At 58.5% G+C, this 19,242-nt stretch carries 17 protein-coding genes; 6 read left to right on the forward strand and 11 right to left on the reverse strand.

What is annotated here, in order from left to right:
- Positions 1-12: 12 nt before the first annotated feature.
- From C3B54_RS03435 to C3B54_RS03445, 3 genes are read right to left on the reverse strand one after another with little or no spacing between them, the layout of a single operon-like run.
- Positions 13-804 (reverse strand): class I SAM-dependent methyltransferase, encoded by a 792-nt coding sequence (locus C3B54_RS03435; RefSeq protein ID WP_104913253.1) that lies wholly within the window; start codon positions 802-804, stop codon positions 13-15.
- A 2-nt stretch (positions 805-806) separates the two neighbouring features.
- On the reverse strand, positions 807-1,202 hold the full coding sequence (locus C3B54_RS03440) for a 6-pyruvoyl trahydropterin synthase family protein (RefSeq protein WP_104913254.1): 396 nt from the start codon (positions 1,200-1,202) through the stop codon (positions 807-809).
- 10 nt (positions 1,203-1,212) lie between these two features.
- Complete coding sequence (locus tag C3B54_RS03445) at positions 1,213-2,166, reverse strand: zinc-dependent alcohol dehydrogenase (protein WP_104913255.1); 954 nt, start codon at positions 2,164-2,166, stop codon at positions 1,213-1,215.
- 131 nt (positions 2,167-2,297) lie between these two features.
- Here C3B54_RS03445 and C3B54_RS03450 point away from each other — a divergent pair, with 131 nt between their 5' ends.
- Positions 2,298-3,056, forward strand: a complete 759-nt coding sequence (locus C3B54_RS03450) for an FkbM family methyltransferase (protein ID WP_104914245.1) — start codon at positions 2,298-2,300, stop codon at positions 3,054-3,056.
- Here C3B54_RS03450 and C3B54_RS03455 read toward each other — a convergent pair.
- From C3B54_RS03455 to C3B54_RS03470, 4 genes are read right to left on the reverse strand one after another with little or no spacing between them, the layout of a single operon-like run.
- On the reverse strand, positions 3,053-3,889 hold the full coding sequence (locus tag C3B54_RS03455; protein ID WP_211286334.1) for an inositol monophosphatase family protein: 837 nt from the start codon (positions 3,887-3,889) through the stop codon (positions 3,053-3,055). The two genes, C3B54_RS03450 and C3B54_RS03455, sit on opposite strands and share 4 nt — an antisense overlap.
- A complete protein-coding gene (locus tag C3B54_RS03460; protein WP_104913256.1) occupies positions 3,886-4,959 on the reverse strand; it encodes a glycosyltransferase family 4 protein in 1,074 nt (357 codons plus the stop codon). Before C3B54_RS03460 ends, C3B54_RS03455 begins: the two co-directional genes overlap by 4 nt.
- Positions 4,956-5,903, reverse strand: coding sequence for a lysylphosphatidylglycerol synthase transmembrane domain-containing protein (locus C3B54_RS03465; protein ID WP_104913257.1), 948 nt, complete (start codon positions 5,901-5,903; stop codon positions 4,956-4,958). The genes C3B54_RS03460 and C3B54_RS03465 overlap by 4 nt, the downstream gene beginning before the upstream one ends.
- Positions 5,904-5,938: 35 nt before the next feature.
- Positions 5,939-6,682, reverse strand: coding sequence for a CDP-alcohol phosphatidyltransferase family protein (locus tag C3B54_RS03470; RefSeq protein ID WP_104913258.1), 744 nt, complete (start codon positions 6,680-6,682; stop codon positions 5,939-5,941).
- A 430-nt stretch (positions 6,683-7,112) separates the two neighbouring features.
- Here C3B54_RS03470 and C3B54_RS03475 point away from each other — a divergent pair, with 430 nt between their 5' ends.
- The 3 genes from C3B54_RS03475 (at position 7,113) to C3B54_RS03485 (ending at position 12,650) form a co-directional block, all read left to right on the forward strand.
- Positions 7,113-10,040: a fibronectin type III domain-containing protein gene (locus tag C3B54_RS03475; RefSeq protein ID WP_104913259.1), complete on the forward strand. Its 2,928-nt coding sequence runs from the start codon at positions 7,113-7,115 to the stop codon at positions 10,038-10,040.
- A 387-nt stretch (positions 10,041-10,427) separates the two neighbouring features.
- Positions 10,428-11,114, forward strand: coding sequence for a hypothetical protein (locus tag C3B54_RS03480; protein WP_158665499.1), 687 nt, complete (start codon positions 10,428-10,430; stop codon positions 11,112-11,114).
- 414 nt (positions 11,115-11,528) lie between these two features.
- Entirely contained in the window at positions 11,529-12,650 is a 1,122-nt protein-coding gene (locus C3B54_RS03485) for a DUF1996 domain-containing protein (RefSeq protein ID WP_104913261.1), read from the forward strand.
- 49 nt (positions 12,651-12,699) lie between these two features.
- Here the strand turns inward: C3B54_RS03485 and C3B54_RS03490 are convergent, their stop codons facing one another.
- The 4 genes from C3B54_RS03490 to C3B54_RS03500 all read right to left on the reverse strand — a co-directional run bounded on the left by C3B54_RS03490 (position 12,700) and on the right by C3B54_RS03500 (position 15,692).
- Complete coding sequence (locus tag C3B54_RS03490; protein ID WP_158665500.1) at positions 12,700-14,172, reverse strand: sodium:solute symporter family protein; 1,473 nt, start codon at positions 14,170-14,172, stop codon at positions 12,700-12,702.
- Positions 14,169-14,390, reverse strand: a complete 222-nt coding sequence (locus C3B54_RS08750; protein ID WP_158665501.1) for a hypothetical protein — start codon at positions 14,388-14,390, stop codon at positions 14,169-14,171. Before C3B54_RS08750 ends, C3B54_RS03490 begins: the two co-directional genes overlap by 4 nt.
- A gap of 178 nt (positions 14,391-14,568) precedes the next feature.
- Positions 14,569-15,105: a DUF6036 family nucleotidyltransferase gene (locus tag C3B54_RS03495; protein WP_104913263.1), complete on the reverse strand. Its 537-nt coding sequence runs from the start codon at positions 15,103-15,105 to the stop codon at positions 14,569-14,571.
- Positions 15,105-15,692 carry a hypothetical protein gene (locus C3B54_RS03500; RefSeq protein ID WP_104913264.1) on the reverse strand — a complete coding sequence of 196 codons (588 nt, stop codon included), beginning with the start codon at positions 15,690-15,692 and terminating at the stop codon, positions 15,105-15,107. Before C3B54_RS03500 ends, C3B54_RS03495 begins: the two co-directional genes overlap by 1 nt.
- Before the next feature lie 501 nt (positions 15,693-16,193).
- Between C3B54_RS03500 and C3B54_RS03505 the strand changes: the two genes are divergently transcribed.
- A complete protein-coding gene (locus C3B54_RS03505) occupies positions 16,194-18,314 on the forward strand; it encodes a hypothetical protein (RefSeq protein WP_104913265.1) in 2,121 nt (706 codons plus the stop codon).
- 501 nt (positions 18,315-18,815) lie between these two features.
- On the forward strand, positions 18,816-19,223 hold the full coding sequence (locus tag C3B54_RS03510; RefSeq protein ID WP_104913266.1) for a winged helix-turn-helix transcriptional regulator: 408 nt from the start codon (positions 18,816-18,818) through the stop codon (positions 19,221-19,223).
- Positions 19,224-19,242 lie beyond the last annotated feature (19 nt).

A 19,242-nucleotide genomic window follows, 5' to 3' on the forward strand; every position in this document is an offset into this window, starting at 1 on the left:
CCACCTGCTCCATCAGGACACCACCGTGCTTGACAGCGAGCGGGGGATGATGAGGAGGTCACCGTGGCCGATGACACACCGGGTCTGTGCGGCCTGCGCGACGCGAGTCTCACCCCACGCTTTGGCGGTCGTTTCGTCCGGTTCGCCAGCCGCCTCACTGGCAGCCTGGGCAATTCCCGCCACGAGTGCTTGCTGGAGTTCGGTGAATTCGGGGCCCAGTTGCCAGGGGCTGTCACCGTGGAGGACCGTGAAACCGGCGGCTTCGAAGACTTCGATCGTTTTTTCTACTGATGTCGGGCCCAATGCAGGACCTAGCCCTTTGTTTTGGCGTTGGTGTCGATTAAACGCCTCGGTTACTGCCTGATCGCGGGGGTCAACGGGATCCCAGTGCATCTGGCCGTTGTAGGACAGTGCTGCGTAGAAGGGGACCGTCAGCACCTCTGAGAGGCGAACAAGCCAGTCCTCGGTGACCAGGTCGAGTAGCGCGGAGGCGGTCACCAATGTGACACCCTCCCAGGGGAGTGAATCGAGCTGGTCGATATCGACAAGGTGCCCTCTTGATGTGTTACCCGCCGCTTCCAGCGCCCGTTCGAGGAGTACCGGGTCATTATCGACCAGGCGCCAAGTGGCGCCCTCCGGAAGCGCGGGTTCCAGGGTTCGCACAGTGGACCCCGTGCCACACCCCAAATCCATCAGTATGGGGTCGACTCCAGCCAGTTCCACAGCCCGCTGAAGCAGGGTGTGATCCCTAGCTTCCCGGTCCGCGGGCTCGCGAAGGGTTAACCAATCGGTTGAAAAACCCACCCCTACAGTTCGCTTTCGAACCACGCGCGCGCAATGTGGCTTTCGTGGAGCATGATTTTCAGGCGTTGCACACGACCGCCGTCACCGAGCTGGCCTGTGCGGATGCGCTCGGCAAGGCCGTCAAAAATGTGTTTGCACAAGAACTCGGTGGTCGTGAACTTGCCCTCAAACCCCGGAACGTCATCGAGGTTCTTATAACGCAGAGGCTCTAACACTTCAGAGAGTGCTTGGGAGGCAAGACCAATGTCGACCACAAGGCCGTGCTGATCGATGTCTTCGGTGAAAAAAGCGGCATCAACCGTGAAGGTTGCCCCGTGTAGTCCTTGAGCGGGACCAAACACAGGGGAGGGTAGCGAGTGGCCAATCATGATGTGGTCTCGAACTTCCAACGCAAACACTTGGCACTCCTCAGGACGTGGGGTAGACCACTCGGTGGCACAGGGTGGCGGGGTCGTTCAAAATAGTGCCGTACTCGCCTGGCAATTGGGACAACGCCGTCTCGCCGGTAATCAACACATCCAGTACCGGGTCTCGCAACAGCTCTAAGGCTGTTGCTAAACGCCTGGCGTGATCCCACCTGGGTGTGCGAAGCGCGGGCAGCTGTCCTACCTGCGAGCTCACCAACTTCAGGCGCTTGCTGTGAAAAGCTTCACCGAGAGGAACCTCGACCATGGCGTTACCATGCCAACTTGCTTCCACCACGGTGGCTTCTTGGCCGGCCAGTGCCAAAGCGGTGTGCAAGCCCGCGGCACTCGCCGAAGTGTGAACAACCACATCACACGGTTGCAGCGCCTGATCCGGGGTCGCAAACTCGCACCCCAGTGTTGCGGCCAGAGACGCGCGATCCTGATTGGTGTCGACCAGGGTCACTGCGGAACCTGGCAGTTGTGCGGCCAGGTAACCCACCAGCGCACCCACTACTCCGGCTCCGACAACCGCGATGCGATCACCGGCCCCGGCAGTGCTATCCCACAGGATGTTCAGCGCCGTTTCCATATTGGCTGTCAAGACGGCGCGTTGTGCGGGGACCCCTTCTGGCAGGGGTGTCAGCATGTGCTGGGGTAGGCGAAACGACGTTTGGTGGGGGTGGAGGGCAAACACTGTCTGTCCGGCCAGTTCCCCTTCGACCACCGTTCCCACAGCGCAGTAGCCGTATTTCACGGGGAAGGGGAAATCACCCTCCTGGGCGGGCCCGCGCATGCGCTGGAATTCACTGGCGGGAATATCGCCTCGAAACACGAGGCGTTCTGTTCCCCGACTGATGCCCGAATAGAGGGTGTTGACCAACACCCCTTCGCCAAGGGCGCCGTCTCGTAACTCAGCCTGCGTCGGGCCCACACACCACAGCGCGCTCGTCGTCATCGTCAAAGCGCCCGGTGTTCGCAGAGCCGACAGGTGGAGGCCACGTAGTGGGGGTGTGCAGGTTCGCCAGCTCGCCTGGCGAACTGCGCCCGTTCACTTCCCCTCAAGCCCACCCTCCTAGGCTAACCAACGTGGGGAATCAGACCAACAGTCAGCGCCTTGCGCGCTGGTGGGGCTTTGCCCGGTCTGTGGTGGTGTACCTAAACCCCCTCATCCTGCGGGCGTGGCGAAGGTTTTATCGAACCCTCCTTGCGCCAGGCGACGTGGTGATTGATGTGGGTGCCCATGCGGGCACCAGGGCTCGTGCCATGCGCTCGCTGGGGGCGAAAGTCATCGCCCTCGAACCACAGCGGCCTTTTGCGGGTTTCCTCCGGGCGACACTGCCGAAAGACATCGTGTTCATCGAAGCGGCAGCGGGCTCCAGTGTCACCACGGGTCAGTTGGCAGTGTCTTCTCGCCACCCAACCGTGTCGTCACTGCGAACCGATTTTGTCTCCGGTGCGGCAAGTGTGGCCGGTTTTGAGCAAGTCAGCTGGAATGAAAGCCAGGAAGTCTCAGTGGTCACCCTGGATAGTGTCATTGCCCAACACGGCACACCCCGCTACATCAAAATCGACGTGGAGGGTTTCGAGGAAGAAGTTCTTGCGGGCCTGAGTGGTGCGGTGGACATGATTTCTGTCGAGTTTCTACCGGGCTTTCCCCAAATCAGTCTCGTGCTGGTCGATCGACTGATGGAGTTGGGTAACTATCGGTTTAACCCGGTCGTGGGCGAGACGGGGCAGTTCCTATGGGATGAGTGGTGGGATGCGACAGCGACGAAGGGTTGGCTTCGCTCCTTGTCGCCCGAGAGTGACTCCGGTGATCTCTTTGCGAGGCTGCACGAGGTTTAGTCGGTGGTGTTGTCTCGCAGTAGACCGGCGAAGGTGTCAAAGAGCGCCGGTGTGGCAGCAATGACCGACCCCGTTTCTTCCGGGCGTTCATGGGTTTCCCACCCTTCGACCCGCACTCCGGCTTCGCGCATAATCACAAGCCCCGCGGCAATGTCCCAGGGTTGAAGGATGCGCTCCCAAAAACCATCGAGTCGACCGGCAGCGACATACGCCAGATCGAGTGCGGCGGCTCCCATCCGCCGCGCCCCCGCACAGTGGGGGAGAACCCTGCTGATATCCGCTGCATGGTCATCAATGTGAGCCATCTGACCAAAAGGAATACCGGTCCCCAGCAGTGCGTGGTCAAACACCGAGGTATCTGCATGTCTGAGGGCGACCCCATTAAGCCTGGCTCCGTGACCCAACGCGGCAACAAAGGTGTCATCTTTTACCGGGTCGTGAACAACCCCCAGTTGCAGGTGGCCATCGATTTCTAATGCGACGGATACGGCCCAGTGGGGAATCCCGCGAAGAAAATTGGTTGTCCCATCGAGAGGGTCAACAATCCACCGCCTGCCGGTGGGTGCATCATCTCCCGCTCGCATGCCTCCGCCTTCTTCCCCGAGCCAAGCATCCGTTGGCCTGGCACCCAGAAGCGCTGCCTTCAGATGGTGTTCAGAGGCCAGATCGGCTTCGCTCACAAAATCTCCGGCGCGCTTTGTCGACACGGTGAGGCGTGTTCGATCGCTCCAATAGCGAAGCAAAATCCCTCCTGCCTCCCGGGCTACTGACTCGGCCAATGCCAGGTCGTCTTCGCTCGTAAAGGCGGTGGCGGGTGTGCTGGAGGGGGTCACGATTCCATTCTGTCTGCCCTGGCCCCATCCAACACCCGGGCGATGATGTCAGCCGTGTCCGACCAGGTGGGAAGTAACTGCCCGGCGTCGTGGGACGAAGCGGCCATTGACGCTCGTTTTTTCTCGTCGGTGAGCACACTGCCCAGTGCATGAGAAAAAGCGTGCGGGTCGTCAACTGGCACCAAAAGCCCCGCACCCTCAGCCACAGTGTCTGGCACAGCACCGGTGTCACAGCTCACAATGGGTAAGCCATAGGTCATCGCTTCATCAAAGACCATCCCGTAACCCTCGAATCGGGTGGCCAGGGCAAAAACACTCGCCTGTGAATACAGCTGCTGCAGCTGTTCGGGAGATACTGCGCCGATTAGGCGCACCCGATCTTCCACACCCAGATCATGAACCATCCGGTGTAGCTCTGTGCTGTAAGCCTCGTCGCGCACTGACCCAGCAATCACTGCCTGCCACGGCAGATGATCGATGTGCGAAAGTGCCTCAATGAGGACATCGTGACCTTTTCGGCGGGACTGACTACCCACTGAGACAATCAACGGCGGGCTGGTGGGTCGATGCGTGTTCACGGGCTGGTCTGTCCCGGGCCGGGCCACGGTGATGGTTTGTGCAGGGACGCCGTAATCGCTCGTGAGTATCTCGGCTGTTTGATCGCTGGTGACAATCACTGCCACACAGCGGGCTAAATTGTCTCGCTCTATCCGGTGTAGTTCTTCGCGGCGGAAGGAATCGAGGTGGCCCTCGAGCGCCAGTGGGTGGTGAACCAGCGCCACAATCGGCGCGTGGACCTGGGCGAGTAGTTCGGGCTCTAATGCACCCAGTGCCAAGCCGTCAATCATTAGAACCCGCTCAGGATCAATCGCCGCCAGCTGTGTGGCGGCATCGAGTGTGTCTTCTTCGGTGGGGTGAGGAAAAGAAGAGCCCAGTCTCATGTGGGTGAGTGTTAGACCGAGGTCTCGCAGTTCTTGTATGACCCGTCGGTCGTAGACATAACCACCCGTGGGTGTGTCGAGATCCCCGGGGATGGCGAACACGACTTCTGGTGGTGTGGCCGGATTCATTGAGCGACCTGGTGGGTTGTGGAGCGCAGAAACAACAGCCCTGGAAGGGCAATCACGATGAGGACCACCCCGAAGGCCACACTGGTGGCCAGGCCTTCTGCGGCACCCAGGCCAACAAGGGGAAACAGTACAGCGGCGGCGGCTTCACGAAGCCCCCACCCGCTCACCGTGATGGGAACCAACATGGTGAAGAGGATCAGCGGCACGATGGCCATTGCCACACCAAAGGGCAAATCAACACCGAGTGCCCTGGCACAAAACACCACGCCGGCAATGTTTGCCAGCGCTGTCGCAAGACTGAAGACCAATTGCCACACCCGGACTTCCTTGCCGGCCAGGGCGCGGCGCGCTGAAGCGATTAACCCATTGACCAATTGCCTGGCACGTGGAGGGAGAAGACGCGCGACAGCACCAAGCACAAAGGGTGCTGCAAGTCCACCAACAATCAGGATGGTGACTGTCGCGGCAAGCCACCCCGGCCACACCACGCCACCCGGCACAGTCACCGTCACACTAAAGGCAACGGTCAGCACAATCAGCAGACCGATCTGACCGGCGAGGCGCTCTAAGACAACAGCCTGTCCGGAGGCCCATAAACCCGCCTGAGCTCTCACCCGCACCGCCCGGCCGGCATCGCCCAACACCCCACCGGGAAGGGTTTGGTTGATGATCTGGGAGAGGTAATACTCCTTAATCGCCGAGCGGCGATTGAGGGTGATGCCCAACTGGCCGGCTGTGATCTGCCAGCGAAGTGCTGAGAGAACAATCTGCAGGCTCAACACCGCGATGGCTGCGATGATCCACAAGAGGTTCGCCTGAGACAGAAGCTGAAGGGCTTCACCGCCGTCAACCACACGCCACACCAGCGTCAGGAGACCCACCGCCACAGCCACCTGAACGACCAGAAGAACCCAGCGGCGGCGAGTGCGACGAGAGCTTCCCATCACCCCATCTTGACCTACTAAGGCCTGACTTTCAGTTAAGCCCTGTGGCGCCAGAGCCACACCACATCCCGACCGAATGACCACAGCAGAGCTCCGCTGACCACTAACACCAAAGGTGTGGTGAGAACCCCAATAAGCCCAGGCACCTGCAGGGCAATTAGTGCTATGACTTGAACCACACAGATCACTTTGCGGGCCAGGCTCTCCGGCAGAGAACCCTTCAGCCAGGGCCAGACCCACGAAGCCCCTACAAAGAGGTAGCGGGGCAGGGCGAGTAACAACACCACTGGGCCAATCGTTCCGGCAACCATAGCGCTCGCAGCGAGGATCACCGTAAACGCCGAGTCCACTTCCGTATCCAGAGTCTCGCCAAAGCTCGACACCCGGTCGTCTCGTCTCGCCAACCAACCGTCCACACCATCAAGGGCGAGTGCAACACTCGCCACTGCCACGACCAGCCACGGGCGTGCGCCACCGGATGTTGCGGCTAGCAGGCTCACGATGAGCGCCATTCGGGCCAAGGTGACCAGGTTGCCTGCGCCGAGAGTCGGGTGTGGAAACCCTCGACGGAACAGCCAGAGCGTGAAACTGGCAGCTAATAGGAATCCGATGCCGACCACGCTGAGTCGAACCGGATTCACACCCGCCACGAAGACGGCAGAAGACAGTGCCAACACGCTGCCGACTACAAGCCAGAAGGACAGCTGAGTCAACGCCGACAGCCTGCGGGGCTGGAGGGTGGGGGGCTTGCGGGCCCGTGCGTTGGCTGAAAAAGTCACGATTCTCGAAGTGTAATTGACCGGATTTTTACCGGCTGACCAAATGCTCCTTGGCGGCAGTCAGCCTGCCGACTGCGAAGTCACCGGGTTATGGCTTACACGCTACGGTTTTGATTCACCTTGCAGGCACGACAGGCTGGGGATTTCTCGATTTCCTCCTCACTCGTCTAGGAAGAGTTCTCCCGGTTTTGGCCTGTGGTAAGCCCACGGAATCCAGGAAGTTCGAGCAAAGTTGTCCACCTAGGGTGACACTTTCACTGTTTTGGGGAAATTTTTGGGCATAAAGCCTGCCCCCACCCGTACCGTAAGAGATGCCCTTTTTGGGTTTGTCGCCGAAAAAGGTGATGAAAAAGCTTCTGCGGATGGCTCGCTTGATTTTAGACCTCCGTTTTCGGAGTGAGGTTTTTCGCGAGCAGTACCCAACGAAACCATGCGAGATGAGGCCATGCAAAAACGTGAGGCGGCGAAGCCGAGCCCAAGAACCCTGTCCCGCTTAAGGGGTCTCGGATTGTTAGCGCTCGCGGTCGCAATGCTGAGCCACGGAGTGCCCCTGGCGCACTCCCCCCAACAGTCCTTTGCTTCCGGGACGTTCACTGTCGAGTTTGACGGCAACAACTCGCAGCACCAAGGTGGCGTAGTGACCGGATCGGTGCCGGCGGATGTTTCTGCGGCTGCCAACTCGGAACTTACCCTTCCTGGAAAAGGAGACCTGGCACGTTTCGGTTTTACTTTTGAGGGCTGGCAGGCAGATGGTGCTGGTGCGACCTATGAAGAGGGAGACACTTATACCGTCACTGCGGATGTCACATTTTCCGCGCAATGGGGTATTCCTGAAGCTGCTCGCTTGTTTCACCTGGGCGATGAACAACAGTTAGAGATGCCGTCGACTGCGGGAATGCGAGGACTCACAACCGATGGGATCTCTCTCTTCTACGTGACTGGTGACCAGACCAACGCGGTAGTAAGTCGTGTGGGGGTCGATGGAACCGACCAGGATGATTTGACTGTGACGGGAGATGACGCGCTTACGGTCATTACCTCTGTCGCATCCGGGAACCGGGATCTGGCCTACAGCTCAGGACACATTTGGGTTCGTGAGGACGGCACCGCCGAATCAAAGCTGTACGCCATTTCAGTCGCCAGTGGGGTCATGGTTGAGGTGGATCTTCCGTCGGGGAAGCCCTTTTTTGACGGCCAGACTTGGCTCACGGGAAACATTATTGATTTTCCTGACGGTCGAATTGGGGCGGTCAGTCGAAACAAACAGGCCCTTGATTCTGCGCAGAGCAAAGATGGAACATCGCCTTTGGTGTGCCCAGTCGGCTTCTACTGCAAAGTCTTGCGCCTGTATGACGTGGTCTACGACTCCGATACACCGTCAAACCCACCCACGCTGACCCACAGTGAGGACATTCTTCTCGCAGATGATGATGCGCGAATTGAGGGAACGGATTCGACCACCTGTTGGAATGCCACCACTGTGCCCTCCGGGACTAACGGCTGGCCGTGCGACGACCATGGGATCGCTACGGACGGCACGTATCTTTACCAATCGCATCACTCTAGGGGCTACAAAGTGTGGGCCCTCCAATCGAACGCTCCGTCCTATGTCGTGTTCAATGGGGATGGGACAAAGATTCTCACTGCCGATGAAGACGCTTGTGGGGCTGCCAGTGGAGTGTCCGGGGGCTTATGTCCCATTTCTGGGCCCTACGCCTCAGGGGCAATAATGTCTAACGCAACCTATTTCACTCGTGACCATGTCAACGAGCGCTACATGATGGGTGATTTTGGTAACCCCTCCAGTGGAGTCCTTGTCACCGAATCGAGGACTCCACCGCCGGGCGGTCCCGGCGAAGTAGACGCTCCCAGCGCCCCTCGGTCAGTGTCGGCAGTCGGAGGAGACCAGCAGGCGGTCATCTCCTGGTCAGCGCCTATCACGGGCGCGCCAATCGTCTCTTACACGGTCACGGCCTCGCCCGGGAGTGAAACGTGTGTCACGTCAGGTACGACCTGCACAATCGCCAGCCTCACCAACGGCACCGCGTACACTTTCAGCGTCGTCGCCAGAAACGTTGGCGGAGCCTCTCCTTTCGCAACGTCAAACGGGGTATCACCGCAAACACCTGGTGGCGATGACTCCGAGGAAGAGCCTCAGACGGGAACTTCCAGCTCGAAAACGCCCAGCTCAGGACTCGTGCCACCGACCATCCCCACCACACCACCCAGCGGAGGGAGAACAGCGCCCGATACCGAGACAGTTTCGGTGAGTGTGAAACCCGTCGGCCAACCGGTGCGTCGTCCGGGGAGTGTTTTTGACCCGAACGCTCCTTCTAGAGCCACTGTGGGAGGCCTCCCTACCAGTCTTCGCCAAATACCTCTGGGGCCCGATGGGGTGTCCGTGGTTGCGGGCGCTTTCCAGTTTGGCGTGAGTCTGGATCGTCGTAACGGCGGGGAAATTCGGACCGCAGCATTCTCGGACTCGCTGGAGCTTTTCATGCCGGAAGTACAGCCTGCGGGGGTGTCGGGCAAGGGGTCCTACCCCGGCTCGTTTGTGCAGTTGTGGTTACCCGGTACGGGCTCCGACTCTCGTGAGATTGCGCGTATTCCGGTTCGCTCAGACGGGACCTTTGCCTCTACTGTGAGTTTCCAGGCGGATGCGCTCCAGCAACCGGTGCCTGTTGGTCGCCAGGTGTTGCAAGTGGTGGGCTACGACGAGGACGGTAATCAAACCGTGGTGGACATGACCATCAATATTGGTCAAGGGGCACCCGCTCCTGAACCCAACCGTCAAGTGGGTGAACTTCCGGCACTGGGTGCCGGTCAATCGCTAGCAACCTCGGGAGGCCTGCCACAAGAAGTCTCGGTCACCGGTATTCCTGAGGCAGGAAATGTGGTTGTCGAGGGCCCTGATTGGATGATCAACGTCAACGCTGACCGCGACAACGGTGTGGTGGAAACTGACGAGGGTCAAGTCCTTGTGCGCCTTGACCAGTCGTCGGTGGGGACAACCTCGGGCAGCGGATTCATGGCCGGGACACTCGCCAGCGTGTGGTTGTTTTCTGAGCCGACTCTGATGGCGACCGTCACCGTGGATGACAACGGCGAATTCTCTTCCGAGTTCTTGGTCGATGCCCGGTTGATTGCCCCGGGTGAGCACACCTTGCAGGTGCAAGGTATCGGTAATGACGGGTTGTTGAAAGCCGCGAACCTTGGTGTCCTGGTCGAGCAACCCGTGGTCTTGACCTCAGAGGGTGCAAGCAGTTGGTTGTTTTGGGTTGTGGGCGTGTTGTTGCTCGCGCTACTACTCATACTGTTCTTCTCACTGGCTCGCAGAAGGCGCTCGGAGCGGGCCTAACGGCAGGTCACCTCGACTGTGTCTTGACGCTGTGTAGAGTCCTGAGCCTTACACGCCTGCTTTCTAGGGCCCGAATTGCAGTGAGAAGTGCAACACAGTGCGCGCACGTATCCTGAAAGGGTGGAACTGACCGAGGAAGACAGCGAGTTCGCTGTGGAGGCTGGTCGGCGACTCGAGCAGGCCTTCGCTCTGTGTTGGTTTGCTTCTCAGCTCGCGGGTGAGGCGTCCCAGTAACTACTTTCGACCCTGCTCGGACTTGTGAGACGTTGGATCGCTAAGGCGCGGACTACCTCACGGTATGCGCCTTCACCGTTATCGCACACAGCTGTGTTCGGTGGTGAAGGCCATGAGGCGGGTCCTGAGATGGGCGTGCAATACCCTTTTCTTGTGGAATTCATCATTGAGATGTTGCTGATAATCCATGTGTTGAGTGGGGTAGTGGCTTTGGTGGCGGCCTTCGTTGCCGTTGGGGTGGCAAAAGGTGCGACCTTTCATCGCAGGGTCGGCACCGTGTTTTTTTGGGCGATGCTGGGTGTGGGAATAACCGCGATACCGGTCACTTTTGTTCGCCCCAATCCGTTCTTGTTCTTCATCGCGCTGTTTTCTTTTTACATGGCCTTCGCGGGTTATCGAAGGGGCCGAAGGCTCCATGTGGATGAAGGCATTGACGTCATTGCTGCCTGGTTGATGCTTGTCTTCGGTGTTGTGATGATTGGGTACGGCGTCTTCATGGTGGTCTCGGATGAGCCGCTCGGTTGGGCACTCGCCTCATTCGGAGGGTTAGGGCTTTCGTTTGGATTAGAAGACGTCGTGAAGGCGAGGAGAACGCCTGCACACGCTGAACGGGTGAGCGTCCATCTTTCTCGGATGCTGGGTGGAACCATTGCCACAATCACTGCGGTCCTTGTCCAACAGGTCTCGCCCCTGGTTGACGATCCTCTCGAGCAAGTTGCTCTCTGGCTCGGCCCAACAGTCGTTTTGGTCCCAGTAATTGTTCTGTGGACCTGGCGTATCGCGAAGACAGGTAAATACCGCCTGTTCAGCCCCACTCCTGGGTCGAAAGTCAGTGCCTAAGTCCCGGTCGCTCTCGCCGGAGTGAACTTCCGTCGCTCAATGGCCCACGCTGTCGACTTCCCTCACACTGGTCCCTTCCCGGCGTTTGGCTACCGGACCTGAGATGGCGGCCATAGCGCCGGGTGTGATCGGTGTGGGCCCTGGGGGATTCCGCGGTGGAAAGTTGGCACCGGTCGCCGCATGGTCAGGGTTTATCGTCGGAGCGCAATGCCAGGCCTAGGAGGGGTCTTCAGGTCCGAACCGATCGTCCGTGGCGTCCTCCGCCAGTGCGCGGACACCGGGGTGTCCGCCAATTCTCCTGTCGACCGAAACCTGCGGAGCGCAGTCGATACCAGCCACAGCCCCACATTCGAGGCCGGGTAGGCCGCCTCGATGTTCACACCGATGTAATTTTTGTCTAGTAGGTAAAAGGGGATGCGATTTACTATCAGCGGACTTGTGCTGCTCATTGCGGGTTTGCCGGCATGTGCAGCCGGTTCGGCTGAACCAAGCGATACGGAGTCCTTGGCGCCCGCTGTGTCGCAAGACTCAAGAGAGTCGCCCGACGACACCGCGGATGATTCCCCGTATCAGCTGGTTAACGAGGTCGACTGGTTAGCCGAGGTGGGTTCGCTGGATGAAGTGGTTCAGGCGTTGGAGCCTGCCGGCTTTCGAGAAGACGGAAGTGGTGCCTTTAGAACCCACTGCCTGGAATCACACATCGGCCCCGATGATCCTTTGGTGTGGCCGGGGGACCCGGGAATGTCCCACTTGCACGTTTTTTTTGGTAACCCCGACACCGATGCGTTCACCACTACCACTTCGCTCCAGGAGACACCCTCGACCACGTGTGATGGGGTGTCGCTCAACAAGTCGGGCTATTGGGTTCCCGCGTTGTTTGGCCCTAGTGGCGAGCGGATCCCGTTTATCGACCCACTATTCTACTACAAGACCGGTTACCACGTCCCCGCTGAGCAGATTGAGCCGATGCCAGAGGGGCTCACCATCATCGCCGGTGACATGGCCTCCAGCCAGCCTCAAGACGTGGAGGTTGCGAAGTTTCGATGCTTCAGTTGGGAAGCCCCAGAGCCTCAATTCAGCTCGGGTGACCCGCTGGACCATGTCCCCTATATCCCCGAGTGCGCCGAGGGCGACATTGTCGAGATGCGCCTGGTGTTCCCCCAGTGTTGGGATGGGAAAAACATCACCTCTGTGGACCACAAGAGCCATATGGCGTATCCGATTCCGGCTGACGCTCCCGATGTGGGAACGGGTTACTGCCCGGAGTCCCACCCCGTTGCGCTACCGGAAATCTCCTACAACTTCGGAGTGCGGGTGACCGAAGAAACCGGTCCGTCTACTCAGTGGCGCTTCATCACCGACCCGATTGATGCCAAGCAGGGCGGATATTCCTTCCACGGGGACTGGATGAATGGCTGGGATGAGGACACGATGGAGCAAATCGTCTCGAGCTGCCTCAATGAAAAGCGAGAGTGCATGGTCGGCCTACTGGGTGACGGGACCCGGCTGCAGCCGGTTCCATTGGACGGGGACTGAACCGCTGGAGGGTTTTCGACTTCGGGATACGTGGCGTGCTTAGGCCAGCTCACCACGCTCGGTGGCGCTCGAGGTCATCCTTTAGATCGCCAGCAAAATCTAGGGCGGCCGGGTGAGCTCTGGTGGCCAAGCTCACCACAATGAATAAGAGCGTGCTGATCGTTGCGACAACACCGACGAGGAGCGGGTTAAACACGCTCACACCTTGGACCAGCGCGAGGTAGACGGCCGCCAGAGACCCGCCCACGAGTGAAGACAGTGCACCCCAATGGGTGGAGCGTTTCCAAAAGAAGGCTCCGACAACTGTGGGCACCATGACCATCAAACCGGCGGCCGAGAGTGAAGCGAGTTGGTCGACAATGTCGGTGGAGCGAAGCGCAAAATAGCTCGCAAAAACAATCACGACAACTACGACGACCCGTCCGGCAAGAATTTGGGCTTTGTCGTTGAACGCTTTGCGCGGTGCGAAATCACGCGCAATCAGGGAACCCATGGTCAAGGCAATGGAATCGAGGGTTGAAATTGCCGCGGCCAAGATACCGACAATGACAAATAGGACGATTGGTAACGGGATGATTCCGCTGGTGAGAAGAGACGGCGTGGCCGTGGAGGTGTTTTCCAGCCCTGGGGCCACCTGGAGGGCCGCAAATCCCCAAATAATCGATACCTGAGTGAAAATGAGCCCGAATGCCAGTACCCATAAAATCATGTTTCGCATCGAGCGAAAGTCTTTGACAATAAACAGCCTCTGAGCGACCTGAGGGTTGGAGATGGTGAAAAAGAACCAGGGCAAAGACAGTGCGATAAAAGTCCCAAAGCTCCACAGGTCCGGTCCGGGCACGTCCAGCCATAAGCGGCGGGTGTCGATAGTGGCCTCGAGAAATTCGGGAATCCCACCCAGTCCCGCGATCACAAATCCCAGGGCAATGAGTGCTGAGACCATCATCATCACCGCCTGGGCGGCATCCGTCCAGGCGACGGATCGAAGGCCAGCAAACAGGGTCCACGCGATAGCTAGTGCGGCACCAATGAGCACGGCTTGGAACAGGTCGAAGGAATTATCGGTGACCCCGGAGAGTAGAAGCCCGATGCCCGCCATTTGTGTAGTGCAGTAGGGCAACAGGAACACGATGGAGACGAGGGCCATCACCTTCGCCACACGGCGGTCTGCATATCGCGCACCGAACATTTCCGCGGGAGAAACGAAACCCCACCTTTTCGACGCCAGCCAATACCGAGGCGCAAACACCACCAACAAACTGAGTCCCGCGAAGTAAATCAGTTCAAATCCCAGTGCCCCAATCCCTCCGCGATAGGTGAGGCCGGTCAACACCACCAGCATGTAAGCGGAGTAGGTCGTTGCCGAGTAGCTAAGACCCGCGACCACGGAACCCGTTGCTCGCCCCGCCAGAAAGTAGTCGGTCGCTGTTCCCTGGTTAGCCCGAGTGGCTACGACAGAAAGGGTGATGCCAAAGAGGGTGAAGATTCCAATGGCTAACCAGATCAGCCAGGAGTCGATCACTCTTCGTCCCTCCAGCTGCGCACACCCCAGAAGACAAAGAGCGTGATGACCAGAGAGAACCCTGTCCAAAAGAAGTAGGTGGCAAGAGGGTGGGTGATCAATGGAATCAGCGTGTACGGAACCACAATCGCTGCCACCACGCTGACGCCGACGACGGCGAGCCATGCGCCAAAGCCTCGCCTGCGGCGCAGGCTTGTGTTCGGTGTTGGATGTTCCACGACTATTCCTTAGCGCTGGCTGTGGTTGCCCACTGTATCTGAGGCTGTTGGCAACCAGTGACCCCAGGTTGCACCTCTAATCGCGGGGTTTCACCCGGGCCCGACAGTCGATGGCCTGAGGTTATGAAGGCCTGAGGTTATGAAGGCCTGAGGTCATGAAGGCCTGTGAGGCAGATGCTTAAGACATCGGGAGGCTGTCTTGCAGGAGCTCGATGGTCAGGAACCTACTCTTTGCGGTGAGTAGCTCACCGTAGAGGTCGTACGTCATGTCCAGTGCTTCGTCAATGGTGCTGATGTTGGCTTCCGCGCAGAGGGTGAGGATGTCATCTCGATCTCGATCAACCCTGGCAGCAAATATCTTCATGGCGAGCAGTCGTTGGGGTGAGGCAACGAGGACCCTGATGCCGGGGCGCTCCAGCATCACCTGAGCCTTGGAATCGTCAACCTGGGGAAGGAACCCCTTCACCGCATCGTTCAACCAATCCGGCCCCAAACTGCTGTCCTCGACTGCCATCGCCTCTGCTTCGTTGTAGATACGAGTTTTGGGAACAAAAACGGCATCAATATCCCTCGTCACGCGGTCCCTCGCAAAGGCGAGTGCCATCGCCGCGCCTCCGACGATGTAGAGCTCCGCTCTCTCGCCGGAGAGTTCGAGGCGCCGACCAAGTTCTTCGAGGGCTGCCACAATCTTTTCCCGAGTAAACCCCTCCGGCATCACACAGACTCCAATTCGGCTGGATCAAGGTAGACGTGTCGAATCGCAAAATCGGAGGGGGAGGCTTCAAAAGCGATTGCGCGAAGACTCAAGGTCTCTGTAGGAAACCATGGTCTATCGAGAAAACGCGAGTCGTCAGTTGTCCACAGGGGGATGGGCATACCGACTCGCCGCGCCTCTCTCGCCGCCACACCGGCGAGCAGAGCGTCCCATCGGGTATCGCCTGTGCTCTGGGGCTCGCGCAGAAAAAATCTCTGATCGTGTGGTTGGGTGAGCGCCCGGAAGTCGCTGATTGCCTGTCCCACGAGGCGCAGGCGCGTGCTGAGCGGCTCCGACGGGCAACCCAAACTTTCGCAGATGCTCTGGGCGCAGGATTGCATGGTCTCGACAGGCCGCGTGTCGTAGTCAGATGTGTAGCCCTGCAGACGTTGCGCAATCGCCGGCTGGGAAATTCCCAGCCGGGCTGCGAGGGCCCGTTGTGACATGTGCTTGCTTGCCGCGTGGAGTTGACGGCGGAAATCGTCGCGCGCGAGCAGCTCCTGCTCTTGGGCCTGCTTGACCAATGTGGCGGGGCTTCTCGTCATCATGATAAGTAAACCTTATCGCTGCACTTGGCGGCCGTCCATGTGCTGTGCACAACCGCATTAAGCCCAGTCTGTTGTCGAGCAGTGGCCGCGTGGTCGCGTGCGATCCTTGTGCGATACGGAGACGTGACGTGTTGCGCAAAACGGCATCAGAAGTGAGCTATACATGGGGGGTTGCTGTCGGAAAATGTCGGATTTAACCTCCTGGGCACTGAGAAGGCAAGGTGTTGCCCTCGTAGCTCAGCGGATAGCGCAGACTGCGTTCCGACTTGCTTACGCCGCCACATCCCTCCGCCTTAAAGGCAGTGGGGGAGAAGAGTCTCGACGTGCGGTGAGTTTGAGATTGGCGCGCTACTCGGGGAGCAAGAAAACGCCGAATTAGGCACCAATGTGTCCACCTAGAGTGACACTTTCTCTTTAAGTGCGCAAATTCTCCCTTTTGTTTTCGGTTTGCCCGCGCGATAGGGGTACTGTCAAATTAAATTCGCGACAGGAAAAGGTACAGTGAAAAAAATTCTCTCGCTGGTGGCTATCAGCGCGCTTGCTTTAACGGGGATAACAGCTCTTGAACAGGAAGCAGGGGCGGCGGCAGATCCGGCAAGCCTCTCGTTGACGTGTACTTCGAACACGACTTTGGTCAGCTCGCTGTCTGACGAATTCCCCGCAGGTGCCCCCTACGTGATTTCCGCTCTTATCGGCGACGACATCGATGTTACGGCTAGTGGTACGTCAACCGATGATGACTGTGATTTCGCCAATGTTTCGGGCAACGCGGCCCTCACTATAACCGGTGGCGGAACCGTCGAGGGAGGAACGTCAACGGCGGCGAATGAGCTTGATGTAGCAAATTCGGGCGCGTTCACCATCACCCCGGTCACGGGAGACGCCGTGACCGTCTATGTGGATGCGTGTTCGCTATCTGGTTCGGGTATCACCTCTGATCCGTGGCTAGTGGGCACTGCTGCGGATTTCAAGAGTGTAGGTGCTGAGAGTTCGACCGCCGGTGAAAATTCTTGTTCTCTTGCGGGGCACTATTTGCAGACGGCAAGCCTGACGGGAGTCGATACAAGCTCGGTTGGAGATTCAGATTGGATTGTTGACGGAGTGTTCACCGGTACCTATGACGGCGATCACTACTCAATTTCTTACTTCTCCGGTGGGGGGAGTGCTACTTTCCAGGGTCGCTCACCAGTCTTCGATGAGTTGGGGTCGGGTGGTGTCATCAAGCGATTGAACTTGACCGGTCACATCAAGGGCGACAGTACAAGGAATGCGAGCCTCGTAGAGTATCTCGTCGGTGGCACGATCTCTGAAGTCCGCTCCTCGGTATGGCTGGAGGTTGAAGATTCCAATGCGCTCATCGGGGGACTCGCCGCTGTCACCGGGTCGAGCAGTGTAGTATCAGATGCTAGCTCTCGAATCCAATACTCGAAGTATTCCGGCCGAATCGACTGGGTCGACGACGGGACCGGGGATGTAGAGGGTCCGACAATTGGTGGGCTCGTGGGAATGGTTGTCGGCACGGGGACGACGGAGCTTCGGGATTCGTACTCGCTGGCTTCGATTTCTTACGATTCCGGAGATTTGACCGGAACCGACCCTGACACGGCTATCTATGCCGGTGGACTCGTCGGATCTGATGGAGAAACCGACCTCGCTGCATTTAACACCGATGATGGCGACAGAACATTTTCTGCAAGCGAAGTGCGCATCGTGAGGTCCTACTTTGCCGGATCTTTTTCCAACCTGTGTGAAGGATCAGCGGCTGACTGCAATACGGACTCCCCGAGTCATGTGTTCACTGGAGGACTATTTGGTGTGTCCGAGGATTTGGATGACGCGGACGACCTCCTCGTCTCGGCATTCTGGCTGTCGAGCTCCGCAAGCAATGCAGTCGGGGAGATCGTCGATGCTGGAACTCAACCACTCGATTACACAGCTGCCACGCCTGCTCTCCCTGAGGCTCCAGGGCTCTCGGCAACCCTCCTGAAGACAGTGTCGACGTTCCAAAGTGAGGAAGGAAGCACGACTGGTTCTCCCTCTGGGGATGCGGATCTCTTGGTTGCCTCCTCTACAGGGACGCTTGCTGAGCAGGATTACCGATGGGCGATTGAGTCGGGTAACATCCAAACCTTTGTTCCCTCTGACTACACGTCAGAAGCCAACTATCTAACCCGTCAGCTCTTTTCCGACACTTCTGTTTCTCAGTCATACCGCCGCGAGGGTGCAGGGGATTTGACCGTCCACGGTGGGGACGATCCAGAATCGGTCACCGGCTACCCCACACTTGGCCGCGTCTGGGAGGTTTGCTCGAATTCGAACTCAGGTTATCCCTTCCTCGTGTGGGAAGAGTTGGATTGTTCCGCTACCGGCGGTGGATCTGACGATGATGATGATGACGAGTCCTCTGAGTCTTCCGCAGCGGCGCTCGGATTAACCGAAGCCGAGTACCTCGCCTTCCTCGCATCAGGTTTGACCCTGGAGCAATTCAAAGCTGCTCGCCTTGCGGCAACTGGACCGTCAAATGAAACAATGGCTTTAGGTTTCTACAGCACAGTCCTGCTTGTCGGCATGGGTCTTGTCTTGCTGTGGGGGTACAGACGCCAAAGAGCTGAAAGCTCTTAGACTTCGGACTGAGAAGCGTGCCACTTTCGCCGAGCCAGAGGTGAACTCGAGAGAGGGTGTTCCCTGGAGAGGACACCTTACGTTTGGGAAGTCACCTTCTCAATGGGACCGTTTTCTTGACGGTGACAAAAACGCAATGCGAATTGTGTGCAACGAGAAACAAGATTTGTTGATCGGTACTGCACAAAACCGAGCATCACGTCCCACAACGTATGGGTATCTCGGGTGCCCTTCGGTGGGCAGAGGCCACGCTGTAAATTCGTGTTTCCGGGGTTTTTGCCCCGAGTCCTCGCAGCTCAGCGGATAGAGCAGAAGACTTTCCGACTACTGACCCCGCCCCCACATCGCACTGTTTACGGGGTAGTGGGGGAGAAGTTGTGGGTCCTGCGATGGGCGTGCGACGTGTGTTAGGGGCCGAGTGGCGCCAACTGATTGTTTTGAGTTGCGAAGGGCAAGTAAACTGGTCTTTGAAGCCGCTCAAACCCGCACGTTGAGGAGACCATGAAGAAGACTCTCCGCTCGGATTGTCCTATTGCTGCGTCCTTAGACATTCTCGGGGACCGGTGGACGATGCTGATTCTCCGGGACATGTTGCTGGGAGGGAAATCTCAGTTTGGTGAGTTCGCCGCCGCAGAAGGCGTCGCGACAAATATCCTCGCCGATCGGCTTGCGACCCTTGTGGAGCGAGGAATTATTGAACGGGTTCCCGATGAGGCCGACCGACGTAAGTACCACTACCGGGTCTTGAGGCCTGGCGTTGAGTTGCTTCCGGTTATTGCGGAGCTTGTGGTGTGGGGAGTTAAGAACACCGACGTTCCGCCTAGCGCGGAGTTTGAGTCAATGTTGAATTCGGACACGAGGGCAGCCTTCGTGGGTGAGCGTACGAAACAGCTCCTCGCCCAGATCTAGGCCGAGGAGCTGTTTCGAC

It is taken from the genome of Pontimonas salivibrio (genome assembly GCF_002950575.1).
Taxonomy (GTDB): Bacteria; Actinomycetota; Actinomycetes; order Actinomycetales; family Microbacteriaceae; genus Pontimonas; species Pontimonas salivibrio.

Excerpts from the sequence above, each read along its gene's own strand:
- C3B54_RS03445 (WP_104913255.1), bottom strand. The coding sequence starts at position 2,166 with ATGACGACGAGCGCGCTGTGGTGTGTGGGCCCGACGCAGGCTGAGTTA.
- C3B54_RS03460 (WP_104913256.1), bottom strand. The coding sequence starts at position 4,959 with ATGAATCCGGCCACACCACCAGAAGTCGTGTTCGCCATCCCCGGGGAT.
- C3B54_RS03465 (WP_104913257.1), bottom strand. The coding sequence starts at position 5,903 with ATGGGAAGCTCTCGTCGCACTCGCCGCCGCTGGGTTCTTCTGGTCGTT.
- C3B54_RS03475 (WP_104913259.1), top strand. The coding sequence starts at position 7,113 with ATGCGAGATGAGGCCATGCAAAAACGTGAGGCGGCGAAGCCGAGCCCA.
- C3B54_RS03485 (WP_104913261.1), top strand. The coding sequence starts at position 11,529 with ATGCGATTTACTATCAGCGGACTTGTGCTGCTCATTGCGGGTTTGCCG.
- C3B54_RS03495 (WP_104913263.1), bottom strand. The coding sequence starts at position 15,105 with ATGCCGGAGGGGTTTACTCGGGAAAAGATTGTGGCAGCCCTCGAAGAA.
- C3B54_RS03500 (WP_104913264.1), bottom strand. The coding sequence starts at position 15,692 with ATGATGACGAGAAGCCCCGCCACATTGGTCAAGCAGGCCCAAGAGCAG.
- C3B54_RS03510 (WP_104913266.1), top strand. The coding sequence starts at position 18,816 with ATGAAGAAGACTCTCCGCTCGGATTGTCCTATTGCTGCGTCCTTAGAC.